The sequence below is a fragment of the Crocosphaera sp. XPORK-15E genome (genome assembly GCF_034931425.1).
Classification (GTDB): domain Bacteria; phylum Cyanobacteriota; class Cyanobacteriia; order Cyanobacteriales; family Microcystaceae; genus UHCC-0190.
Genome location: NZ_JAYGHQ010000011.1, coordinates 145,470 through 157,209, shown reverse-complemented (window position 1 = coordinate 157,209; position 11,740 = coordinate 145,470). Strand labels below are relative to the sequence as shown.

Annotated in this window: 9 protein-coding genes; 8 read left to right on the top strand and 1 reads right to left on the bottom strand. The window is 37.5% G+C overall.

Going from position 1 to position 11,740, the window contains the following annotated elements:
- The first annotated feature begins 23 nt into the window (after positions 1 to 23).
- The 8 genes from VB691_RS13950 (at position 24) to VB691_RS13920 (ending at position 9,275) form a co-directional block, all read left to right on the top strand.
- A complete protein-coding gene (locus VB691_RS13950) occupies positions 24 to 1,481 on the top strand; it encodes an MBOAT family O-acyltransferase (RefSeq protein WP_323292103.1) in 1,458 nt (485 codons plus the stop codon).
- Positions 1,481 to 2,716: an NAD(P)/FAD-dependent oxidoreductase gene (locus VB691_RS13945; RefSeq protein WP_323292102.1), complete on the top strand. Its 1,236-nt coding sequence runs from the start codon at positions 1,481 to 1,483 to the stop codon at positions 2,714 to 2,716. The genes VB691_RS13950 and VB691_RS13945 overlap by 1 nt, the downstream gene beginning before the upstream one ends.
- A 63-nt stretch (positions 2,717 to 2,779) precedes the next feature.
- Positions 2,780 to 3,595, top strand: coding sequence for a PD-(D/E)XK nuclease family protein (locus tag VB691_RS13940; RefSeq protein ID WP_323292101.1), 816 nt, complete (start codon positions 2,780 to 2,782; stop codon positions 3,593 to 3,595).
- A gap of 86 nt (positions 3,596 to 3,681) precedes the next feature.
- Positions 3,682 to 3,969, top strand: a complete 288-nt coding sequence (locus VB691_RS13935) for a DUF4090 family protein (RefSeq protein ID WP_323292100.1) — start codon at positions 3,682 to 3,684, stop codon at positions 3,967 to 3,969.
- Between the two features lie 251 nt (positions 3,970 to 4,220).
- Positions 4,221 to 7,466 carry a carbamoyl-phosphate synthase large subunit gene (carB, locus tag VB691_RS13930; protein ID WP_323292099.1) on the top strand — a complete coding sequence of 1,082 codons (3,246 nt, stop codon included), beginning with the start codon at positions 4,221 to 4,223 and terminating at the stop codon, positions 7,464 to 7,466.
- Positions 7,467 to 7,615: 149 nt separating this feature from the next.
- Positions 7,616 to 8,920 carry a transporter substrate-binding domain-containing protein gene (locus tag VB691_RS13925; RefSeq protein ID WP_323292098.1) on the top strand — a complete coding sequence of 435 codons (1,305 nt, stop codon included), beginning with the start codon at positions 7,616 to 7,618 and terminating at the stop codon, positions 8,918 to 8,920.
- 5 nt (positions 8,921 to 8,925) lie between these two features.
- Positions 8,926 to 9,072 carry a DUF6888 family protein gene (locus tag VB691_RS25865; RefSeq protein ID WP_416245126.1) on the top strand — a complete coding sequence of 49 codons (147 nt, stop codon included), beginning with the start codon at positions 8,926 to 8,928 and terminating at the stop codon, positions 9,070 to 9,072.
- A complete protein-coding gene (locus tag VB691_RS13920) occupies positions 9,069 to 9,275 on the top strand; it encodes a DUF6887 family protein (protein ID WP_323292097.1) in 207 nt (68 codons plus the stop codon). Before VB691_RS25865 ends, VB691_RS13920 begins: the two co-directional genes overlap by 4 nt.
- 404 nt (positions 9,276 to 9,679) lie before the next feature.
- Here the strand turns inward: VB691_RS13920 and gyrB are convergent, their stop codons facing one another.
- Positions 9,680 to 11,608: a DNA topoisomerase (ATP-hydrolyzing) subunit B gene (gene gyrB, locus VB691_RS13915; RefSeq protein ID WP_323292096.1), complete on the bottom strand. Its 1,929-nt coding sequence runs from the start codon at positions 11,606 to 11,608 to the stop codon at positions 9,680 to 9,682.
- Between the last annotated feature and the right edge of the window lie 132 nt (positions 11,609 to 11,740).

Genomic DNA, 11,740 nt, shown 5'->3' with positions numbered 1-11,740 from the left:
TAATTCATGATTAAATCTATTCTATGAACTACTCTGATTTTTCGTTTTGGTGGATCTTAATCCTGTTTAGCGTTCCCTTTTTGACGGTTCGCTTCCTCGCTAAGTCTTCTAATCTCTGGCGAGGTTTTTTTGATAGTATTGGTATCCTGGTATTATCTCTTTTATTATTTTTTCATGCTAGTCGCCCAAGTTTCATTATTTTCATTGCTGAGCTTATTTTTAATTACTTGATGGTAGCTTGGATGTTACGCTGTGAAGGAATTAAAGCGAAAGCAATTGCTACGACTGTTATTATTATTGATATTGCTATTTTAGCTTATTTTAAATATTTTACCTTTTTTGTCGAAGATGTCATTGGATTATTAATAAATATTCCTGAAAACTGGAAAGAATTATCACCCATTCCTGTTAGTAACCGTATTCCTCCAGGACTCTCATTTTATACCTTTCAGATGGTAGCTTTTGTAGTAGATTCTTTCACAGCGAGGAAGAAGAAAGCTATCGGCTTTATTGATTATGTTAACTTCGTTTCTTTCTTTCCTCAAATTGTTGCTGGCCCCATTGAGCGTCGTAGAGATTTATTACCTCAAATTGAATCTTTTCGCTTTAAATTTACTATAGAAAACTTTGAAACAGGATTAAAATGGATATCTCTTGGCTTTTTCATGAAATTTGTTTTAGCCGATAATATCGCTCCTTATATTGATTTAAAGATTGCAGATAATGCTTGGATTGTTTGGTTTTTTGCCTTGTTATTTACCCTAAGAATTTACTTTGATTTTGCAGGTTATAGTTTTGTTGCTGTTGGTCTTGCTTACTTTTTAGGAGTTAAATTAACCGTTAACTTTTTAGCCCCTTATACTTCCCAAAGTATCAATGAATTTTGGCGACGTTGGCACGTTACCTTAAGTACATGGTTCCGAGATTATGTCTTTTTGCCCTTAATGGGTTCTAATAAAAAATGGGCAGCTTTTTATCTATTTTTAACCTTTACCTTATCAGGATTTTGGCATGGTGCGGCTTGGAATTTTATTATTTGGGGAGCTTATCACGGCGCATTATTGTTAGTATTGAGATATCTAGGCCGCCCTTTTTACGGGTTCCTGGGTAACTATATTCCCCGTCCACAAGTTGTCTCTTGGTTTTTGACCTTTAGTTCAGTAACATTAGGATGTCTGTTCTTTATGGAAACGAATAGCCACCGACTGTTAACTAAATTACAGACTTTAGTGACTCCTAGTGCTTATTCTTTAAATAACTTGCAAGCTGTCTTCGGGTCGTATAGTATTAATGAAACCTTAGCCCTGCTTTTTGTCCTCGCATTATCAACCTTTATTCTTGTGATGGAACAAATCGCTGTTTGGCAAGGTAAATTTGAATATGATTTATTATTGTCTCGGTGGTTATCACCTGTTTTATTGGGTTTAACAATTCTCTTAGCGGCCAACACACCATCAGAGTTTATTTACTTTGAATTCTAATGAATAACAAAAATGTCATCAATATTTGCGTTTTAGGGGGCGGTTTTAGCGGTTTATATACTGCTTTATACCTTAGCCACTTTCCTCAAGTAAAATCAGGTCAATGGCGCATTACTTTAGTCGAACGCAATGATCGCTTTTTATTTACTCCCTTATTATACGAATTAATTACAGGAGAATTACAACGCTGGGAAATTGCCCCATCCTATCAAAAATTGTTGGCAGGAACCCCCATAGAGTTTTGTCAGCATACTATCAAAAAAATTGATTTTGATGGCCGTAAAGTTGCCTTAGATAATGATGATTTACTGAGTTATGATTATTTAGTGTTAGGGTTAGGAACCCAAAACCGTTGGGCAGATATTCCAGGGTTAAAAAACCATGCTTTAACCTTTCGTACATTAGAAGATGTGGAACGGTTACAAGCTAAAATTCATCTGTTAGAAACCTCTGAACGGAAATATTTACGGGTGGCAGTGATTGGAGGCGGCCCCAATGGCGTAGAATTATCTTGTAAGTTAGCAGATCGCTTAGGAAAACGGGCTGAAGTTTTATTAATAGAACGGGGAAATCAGATTTTAAAAGGCTTTTCTCAAGGTGTTCTTTCAGCTTCCTATCGTGCTTTAGGTTCCCGTCGTGTGCAGTTATATTTAACCACAGATGTTAATGAAATAACAGCAGATTCTATCTATTTAACCCATGTTGAACAGGAATTAAGTTTACCTGTTGATTTGGTAATTTGGGCTGCAGGAACTCAGTCACGGCAATTAATTAAAGAGTTAAATTGTCAACATAGTGGTGGTGATAAACTTCTAATTCATCCGAGTTTGCAATTAATTGATTATCCAGAGGTATTTGCATTAGGAGATTTAGCGGAAATAAGTTATAAAAATAAGCGTATTCCTGCGACTGCTCAAGTAGCTTATCAACAGGCAAGTTGTGCGGCTAAAAATATTGCGGCTGTTATTGAAAGAAAACCCTTAAAATCTTTTCATTACCTTCATTTAGGGGATATGCTAACATTAGGAAGAAGAACCGCTATTGTGTCTAGTTTCTTCTTAAATATTGATGGACAATTAGGGGGAATGATCAGACGGTTAGCTTATATTTTTCGTCTACCAACTATGCGTCATCGACTCCAAGTATTAAGAAATTTTGTGCAGAAAATTGGCTTAAAAATTCGTGGTTTTTTCCGGTGGAGAATCACTAAATTATTGTCTCAAAAATCTAGTTAATATCGCTTTTATCAAAATCCTACAGATACGCGCTATGAACTTTATCGTGGTAAACTAATTCCGATGCCAACTGCTACCGCTTTACATTATAACTCGACCTTAATTCGGTTGTCTCAAGCTCAATTGAATTTATTAGAAATTTGTCCGCCTCAATTTCAACGCCTGTATTTAGAACAATTGGGATCGCCCATGAGTCCAGAAATACAGGATAATTTGACCTGGGGAAGCCAATTTCACCAATTGATGCAGCAGAGGGAATTAGGCTTACCCATTGATTCTCTTTTGGGGAAAAATCAGGACTTACAACAAACAATGACGGCTTTAGTTACAGCCGTAGAAACACAACATGAGGTCAACCAAACTCCTTGGAAAGAAGCGGAACATTGTCGAAATTTGTCCTTACAAGGATATTTATTTACAGTAATTTATGATTTATTAATGCTCGCAGAAGATCGAGCGCAAATATTAGATTGGAAAACCTATCTTCAGCCACAAAACCCTCAAAAACTGGCGAAAAATTGGCAAACTAGGCTTTATTTGTATGTCCTTGCAGAAACCTCTGACTATCCTCCTGAACAAATTTCCATGACTTATTGGTTTGTAAAACTGCCTCACGAACCCCAATGTTTAACCTTTGCTTATAATCAAAAAGAACATAAAAAAACTCATAAAGATTTAACCAAGTTATTAAGCAAACTTGATAATTTTTTAGAGGATTATAATCAAAATAACATTAATTTTTCCCATCTTAATAACTGTGCAGAAACCTGTCTTTATTCCTCTCTATTTCCTGAGCTAAAAGATAGCATAGACAATGAGGATGAAACTGAGAATAATTTATTATCAATTATCGATGAAATAGAAGAAGTATCAATTTGAAAGTTGAAATTCTCAAAATAAAACGTTATTGCATCCCCATAACTGATAAAATGAAGTTGGATAGCTCTTTATGTTATGAGGTGATTATGAATTCTCCACAACCTACCACTGGTGCAGATGCTGTTGATGTTGCGATCGCTGCGGGAGTCGATCTCGATGGTACACCTATTCCGACTGCTAAGCTAGAATTATATAATAATGTTATGGCTTTAGAAGGACAACGACAACGGAGTGGTGTTAGTAACACAATGCGTTCTCGTATTGTTAGAATTGGGGCGAAACATATACCTAAAGAAGAATTAAATCAGATGCTTCTTGATGCAAATTTTACTCCTCTTAAAGATCAAGAAATTGCTTTTTATTATAAAAAATAATAGCACTTTACTGTAGCATTGAATCACATAAATTATAATAAATAGTGAAAGTAAAGATTTTAGCCGTCTAACACACCCTACGCTAATAAACTATTTTAGCTGTGTCAATCCAGTAGGGGCCTAATATGTTATGCCCCTACTGTCGGAAAAATCCCTTAAACCTAAATAAAGCATTAGATTGTACATCAAAGCAGGATAACAACCGATACAATAATGTCGGTTTATTCTATCTAACTCTACAAATACAGCTTATGCCACGCCGCGAAGATCTAAAGAAAATATTAATTTTGGGCGCAGGCCCCATTGTGATCGGACAAGCTTGCGAATTCGACTATTCTGGTACTCAAGCCTGTAAAGCATTGCGAGAAGAAGGCTATGAGGTGGTTTTAGTCAACTCTAACCCTGCCTCTATTATGACCGATCCGGACATGGCTAACCGTACCTATATCGAACCTCTCACCCCCGATATGGTAGAAAAAGTCATTGCCAAAGAACGTCCTGATGCGTTATTACCGACAATGGGAGGACAAACTGCCCTGAATGTGGCCGTCGCATTGTCTAAAAATGGGGCGTTGGATAGATACAATGTAGAATTGATCGGTGCGAAACTTCCTGCTATTGAGATGGCAGAAGATCGCAACCTATTCAAAGAAGCAATGGCTAAAATTGGGGTTCCCGTCTGTCCTTCTGGTATTGCTAGTACCCTCAAACAAGCAAAGGCGATCGGGGAAGAAATCGGGTCTTATCCCTTAATTATACGTCCTGCATTCACCTTAGGGGGAACTGGAGGGGGTATTGCTTATAACCAAGAAGAATTTGAGGAAATGGCCCAATTTGGGATTGATTCTTCCCCAGTCTCTCAAATTTTAGTAGAAAAATCTCTGTTAGGTTGGAAAGAATACGAATTAGAAGTCATGCGAGACTTAGCGGATAATGTGGTCATTATCTGTTCTATCGAAAACTTTGACGCTATGGGGGTACATACGGGAGACTCTATTACCGTAGCACCTGCCCAAACTTTAACAGATAAAGAGTATCAGCGTTTAAGAGACTATTCTCAAGCTATTATCCGTCAAATTGGGGTAGAAACAGGGGGATCTAACATTCAATTTTCGGTTAACCCTGTTAATGGGGATGTGATCGTTATTGAAATGAACCCCCGCGTTTCTCGTTCTTCTGCGTTAGCTTCTAAAGCGACAGGGTTTCCTATTGCGAAAATTGCCGCTAAATTAGCAGTAGGTTACACTCTCAATGAGATCAATAACGATATTACTAAGCAAACCCCTGCATCTTTTGAACCCACTATTGATTATGTAGTCACAAAAATACCTCGGTTTGCCTTTGAAAAATTCCCCGGATCTCAGCCTATTTTAACCACTCAGATGAAGTCTGTGGGGGAAGCAATGGCGATCGGCCGGACTTTTCAAGAATCTTTCCAAAAAGCGTTAAGATCCTTAGAAACCGGTCGTTATGGCTTTGGTTGCGACAAAAAAGAAACTTTACCCTCTCTTTCTCAAGTTCGGGCCAGTTTACGGACTCCAAATCCTGAAAGGGTTTATAGTATTTACCATGCCATGAAATTAGGTATGACAGTTGAGGAAATTTACGAATTAACTGCCATTGATATCTGGTTTTTGGACAAATTACAAGACCTCATCGAAACTGAAAAAGTCCTCAAACAAACTCCCCTGAAGCAAATGACTGCACCTCAAATGCGGTTAGTTAAGCAAAAAGGGTTCAGCGATCGCCAAATTGCTTTTGCTACCAAAACCACAGAAGATGAGGTGAGGGCCTATCGTAAGAGTTTAGGCATTATCCCAGTTTATAAGGTAGTGGATACTTGCGCGGCTGAATTTGAAGCCTTTACCCCTTATTATTACTCTACCTACGAACCCGACGAAACAGAAGTCACTCCTACTGATAAACCCAAAGTGATGATCTTGGGTGGAGGCCCCAACCGCATTGGCCAAGGGATAGAATTTGACTATTGTTGCTGTCATGCGGCCTTTTCTTTGAGTGACGCAGGGTTTGAAACAATCATGGTTAACTCTAACCCGGAAACCGTTTCCACCGACTACGATACCAGCGATCGCTTATATTTTGAACCCTTGACCAAAGAAGATGTCTTAAACATCATTGAAACCGAGAACCCAGTCGGTGTTATTGTGCAGTTTGGGGGTCAAACACCGTTAAAATTAGCGGTTCCCTTGCAGACATACCTAGATAGTCCTAATTGTCCCGTACAGACTAAAATCTGGGGTACTTCTCCTGATTCTATCGATACCGCAGAAGATCGGGAACGATTTGAGAAGATTTTACACGATCTCAACATTAAACAACCCGCAAACGGTATTTCTCGCAGTTATGAGGAGTCTGTCGCGGTTGCTTCTCGTATTGGGTATCCAGTCGTTGTACGGCCTTCTTATGTATTAGGGGGACGGGCCATGGAAATCGTGTATTCTGATGAAGAATTAGAACGGTACATGACTTATGCGGTATTGGTAGAACCCGATCACCCCATTTTAATTGATAAGTTCCTAGAAAATGCGATCGAGGTGGATGTAGACGCATTATGTGACGCTACCGGAAAAGTGGTTATTGGTGGCATTATGGAACATATTGAACAAGCAGGGGTACATTCTGGTGACTCCGCTTGTTCTCTCCCTTATATCTCCCTTTCTTCTAGTGTTGTAGAAACCATTCGCACTTGGACAACTGCTTTGGCCAAGAGTTTAAAAGTGATCGGGTTAATGAACATTCAATATGCGGTACAAGGGGAACAAGTTTACATCTTAGAAGCAAACCCCCGCGCATCTCGTACTGTTCCTTTTGTTTCTAAAGCAACCGGACGACCTTTAGCTAAAATTGCTTCTTTGGTGATGTCAGGAAAAACCTTAGAAGAGTTAGGGGTAACAGAGGAATTAATACCCCGTCATATTTCGGTTAAAGAGGCTGTTTTACCCTTCCAAAAGTTCCCAGGTGCAGATACTTTATTAGGGCCAGAAATGCGTTCTACAGGTGAAGTAATGGGGATAGATAATGATTTCGGTAAGGCATTTTCTAAGGCAGAAATTGGCGCAGGAGTTGATTTAGCAACCACCGGAACTGTCTTTGTTTCTATGAGCGATCGGGATAAAATATTAACGGTTCCTGTGGTTAAAGATCTCGTTGCTTTAGGGTTTAAAGTGGTGGCAACTTCTGGGACACAAAAAGTCTTAGAGGAGAATGGAATAGAAGGGGTTGAAGTAGTGTTAAAACTTCATGAAGGTCGTCCCCATGTGATAGATTGGATCAAGAATAAACAGATCCAATTTATTATTAATACGCCAAGTGGAGAAGAATCACAAGTAGATGGTCGTATGATTCGACGCACTGCATTAGATTACAAATTGCCCATTATTACCACTATAGCAGGGGCAAAAGCAACAGTGGCAGCGATTCGATCTTTGCAGACTCAACCCTTAGAAGTTAAAGCATTGCAAGACTACCTTTCCTAACATTAGTAGGGTGGGCAATGCCCACCTTTTTTCCTTAAATTAGAAAAAGTATGCTACAATGCTATAAAAAAACACTAAATTTATCCATATTTGTTGTTCTTTAACCCACTTATCTATCTAAATTAGACAATCATGGAGTTGCAAAATTGATGTCATTCAAGTCAGTCAAACAGTGGGAAAAGTTATTTTTATTGGTTCAAGCATCAGCTATTATGCAGTTAACTATTCCTCAGTTGACTATTGCTCAAAATAATCCTGTAGACTCACAAAAAACTATTAATTTTGGTTTTGCAGAAGATGCTTATCCTGTAAGTTCGTTGGCAGATCAGTCTTCTAGGGATTTAGACAGGGATACATTTTGTTATCAGTTATATGAATATCTTAAAACAGAAAAAAAATTTTCGTCCTATAAGTTTAAGTTAATTCCAATTTCCTATACACAAGATTTTGGAGATAAAATAATAACTTATGAGGAAGAAGAAATTGAACTACAAGTTAATTGCGGTTCCATTTCAATAACTGATGAGAGAGAAAAAATTTTAGAAAGTAAGAAAGACGGTCCTACTTTTTCAAATAAATATTTTGAAACTCCATCTAAATATATAGTTAAAAAAGATAAACTTAATTTAAAATCAGCATTAGAGAATCGTTCAGAAATCGATCCAAAGAATAAGATTACAGTAATTTATGGAACCACTCAATATTTCTTTCTTAAACAATATTATAGTAAGAATCTTGATCAAGATTTGCCTCAAACTCAAAGCCGCTCAGAAGTTCGAGAAAAATTATTAGAAGATAATAATATTGTTGCTTACTTGACTGATGATATACTTTTAAAAGGGATGTTAATTAAGTTTCCAGAAATAATAGAAAAATATCAATATGTTACCAAGTATCCCACAAGAGATCCTGAAAAGTTAGGCATTCTTATTTATAATAAAGAGCTTTTAGGCGATACAATTAATCAGTGGATTAATGAGACGGGTAAGGATTGGATAAGGGAGAAAAATGAAGATTTAGACAACCAACTAAGAGATCTGAATCGTCAACATTGGATAAAAGACAATTTTCTATTAATAATAATAATAATCGTGGTTATAATATTAGTAGTAATTTTGTGTTTTATTGTTTTACAAAGAAAAAAATCTAAACAACAAAAATTAACGGCTATCATGCACTTGGAAACGATGGTAAAAGAATTAATTTCAGATTACGAAGATAACGAAAATAAAAAGCAACTATTAACGGCAATAGAAAACCTCAAACAAGGCTTTCAAAATTCCACTCAAGAACAAATACAACAGAGACTAATTGGAATATCTAAAATGATAAAAAGAATCACTGATTTTGCAAAAGATGCCCCTGGAAATATGGAAGAAGTTAACAAAACTCTCGGAGAAATAAAAAAAACTAAAGATATTCTTGAATCTTTATTCAATAAGCATAAGGACTAAAATGTATTTATCTATGTCAGTCATTAACCAATACTTATCAGCCAATTTATCTAATACGTCTTGATGAAAGAGATGGTAAATTATTTATTTTGGCAGGTAATGATATCCAAATATTAATTAGTCGTAATGGAGACTGGGAGTTTTTAACATGAAACCAGATTTTAATAAAATGAGTAAAGATGAGTTACGTCAATATGTTATTAGTCATCAAGATGATAAAGAAGCATTTTATATTTATGCAGATCGTTTAAAGTCTCATCCCTCTACTAAAGTTTATTGTAACTCACTTTCTCCTCAAGAAATTGATCAAGTTATTACGAGACATTTAGAACAACAAAATTTAACTAATGGTTAATAATAATAAGTATGGTTATTCGTAAATTATCAATTCAAAAATAAAACAGAGATAAAAGATCAACTTGATGCAGTATGGAATGCAGCAGGATATCCGCGATCGCTTAATTATGATGAACAGGGAAATTGGTTAGGAAATAAATGATATAATTTAAACAATTGACAGTGTTATATTGGGTTTATGTTAAATTTTTACTGTTCTTACTTATGTTTAAAATTAAAAACCTTACAAGTATGAGAACTGCTATAAGTAATCTTAAAAAGGAATTTTATTAAATCAATAAACAAAAGTAGATTGCCTATGAATTAAAGGTTGAAATGCCGTGTATCAAGAGCGTTAATTCTTGAGGGTAGGAAGCCCCACCCGATGGCGCAGCAATAGCTCCCGTAGGGTGGGGTACTTCGCTAAATATCTAAATCTAGTAAATTCAACTTCGGCCCATAGGTTTCAATAAATTCCCGTCGGGGGGCCACGCGATCGCCCATTAACACTGTAAAAATGCGATCAGCTTCAGCAGCATCTTCAATTTCTACCCGTTTCATGCTACGAGTTTCTGGGTTCATGGTGGTTTCCCAAAGTTGAGTGGGCATCATTTCTCCTAACCCTTTAAATCGTTGAATGTTATAATTCGCATTGGCTGGCAAAGTGTTCAAATGTTCTTGTAATTGTCTTTCATTGTAACAATAAACATGGTTGCGCCCCCGTTCTACTTTATACAATGGAGGACAAGCAATATAGATATATCCTTGATCCACTAAGTCCCGTTGATAACGATAGAAAAAAGTTAACAAAAGAGTTCTGATGTGCGCCCCATCAACGTCAGCATCGGTCATAATTACTATGCGATGATAACGCAATTGTGCGGAATCAAATTCTTCCCCTTTAATGCCTAATCCTAAAGCAGTAATTAAGGATTGAATTTCGTTATTTTTGTAGATTTTAGCATCATCGGTTTTCTCAATATTAATGATTTTTCCTCTGAGGGGTAAAATTGCTTGAAACCGTCGATCTCGTCCCTGTTTTGCGCTACCTCCTGCGGAGTCTCCTTCTACTAAGAAAATCTCTGATTCTTGGGGATCTCTACTACTACAGTCCGCTAATTTTCCAGGTAGGGGAGAAGATTCTAAAACCGACTTACGGCGGACTAACTCTCTGGCCCGTCTTGCTGCTTCTGCTGCTTTAAATGCTTGGACTGCTTTCTCAATAATATTATCAGCAACATGGGGGTTAAATTCTAAGTATTCTCCTAGCACTTCTCCCACTAAGGAATCAACAATTCCTCGCACTTCTGTGTTGCCTAATTTGGTCTTTGTTTGTCCTTCAAATTCTGGATCAGGAACTTTCACCGAAATGACTCCGGTTAAGCCTTCACGGACGTTTTCGCCCCCTAAGTTCGGTTCGTTTTCTTTGATTTTGTTGCGTTTGCGAGCAACATTATTCATTGTCCTGGTTAGGACTGTTTTTAACCCTTCTAAGTGGGTTCCTCCGTCAATAGTTCTAATGTTATTGGCAAATCCTAACAAGTTATCATTATAGGCATCAATACACCATTGTAAGGCAACTTCTAATTGAACCCCATTTTTTTCACCAGAAACGTAGATAATATCTTGATGTAATGGGTCTTTGTCTCGACACATATAGGCGACGTATTCTTTAATACCGCCTTCATAGCAATAACTTTCTATATGGGGTTCTTCTTTTCTGTGGTCAGTAAAGGTAATTCTGACTCCCGCATTCAAATATCCTAATTCTCGTAATCTTCCCGACAATGTATTATAATCAAACTCAATTCCTCCGGTGAAGATTTGAGTATCCGGCAAGAAAGAAATAGAGGTTCCGGTTGAATGTTCTGGATCGGGTTTTGCTTCTAAGGTCGTGACAGGAACTCCCCTTTCGTAGCGTTGTACATGGATTTTTTCATCTCGCCAAACTGTCACTATTACCCATTCGGATAAAGCGTTGACAACGGAAATTCCGACCCCATGTAACCCCCCAGAAACTTTATAACCTCCTCCCCCAAATTTTCCCCCCGCATGAAGTACGGTCATGACGGTTTCTAATGCAGATTTTCCCGTGGTAGGATGGATATCGGTGGGAATGCCCCGTCCGTCGTCGATAACAGTAACGGAACCATCAGCGTTAATATCCACTTCAATGTGGGTACAGTGACCAGCTAACGCCTCATCAATGGAGTTATCCACCACCTCATAGACGAGATGATGTAGTCCCCTCGGCCCAGTGGTTCCAATGTACATCCCTGGACGTTTACGAACAGGATCTAGTCCTTCGAGAACCTGAATTTGCTCCGCACCGTAGTTACTTGTTGTTGTCATGGAACTTCCCTAAATAATCCCTCACGAGGCGACTTCCGACTCCTCGATAACAAAATCTTCAAAAATTCTAACACAAAAGGGTTAAAGGTCGCTTTTAATAACGCTGAGAATATTTTTTTTGTGGGGGTAAAG

Excerpts from the sequence above, each read along its gene's own strand:
- VB691_RS13950 (WP_323292103.1), top strand. The coding sequence starts at position 24 with ATGAACTACTCTGATTTTTCGTTTTGGTGGATCTTAATCCTGTTTAGC.
- VB691_RS13945 (WP_323292102.1), top strand. The coding sequence starts at position 1,481 with ATGAATAACAAAAATGTCATCAATATTTGCGTTTTAGGGGGCGGTTTT.
- VB691_RS13940 (WP_323292101.1), top strand. The coding sequence starts at position 2,780 with ATGCCAACTGCTACCGCTTTACATTATAACTCGACCTTAATTCGGTTG.
- VB691_RS13935 (WP_323292100.1), top strand. The coding sequence starts at position 3,682 with ATGAATTCTCCACAACCTACCACTGGTGCAGATGCTGTTGATGTTGCG.
- carB (WP_323292099.1), top strand. The coding sequence starts at position 4,221 with ATGCCACGCCGCGAAGATCTAAAGAAAATATTAATTTTGGGCGCAGGC.
- VB691_RS13925 (WP_323292098.1), top strand. The coding sequence starts at position 7,616 with ATGTCATTCAAGTCAGTCAAACAGTGGGAAAAGTTATTTTTATTGGTT.
- VB691_RS13920 (WP_323292097.1), top strand. The coding sequence starts at position 9,069 with ATGAAACCAGATTTTAATAAAATGAGTAAAGATGAGTTACGTCAATAT.
- gyrB (WP_323292096.1), bottom strand. The coding sequence starts at position 11,608 with ATGACAACAACAAGTAACTACGGTGCGGAGCAAATTCAGGTTCTCGAA.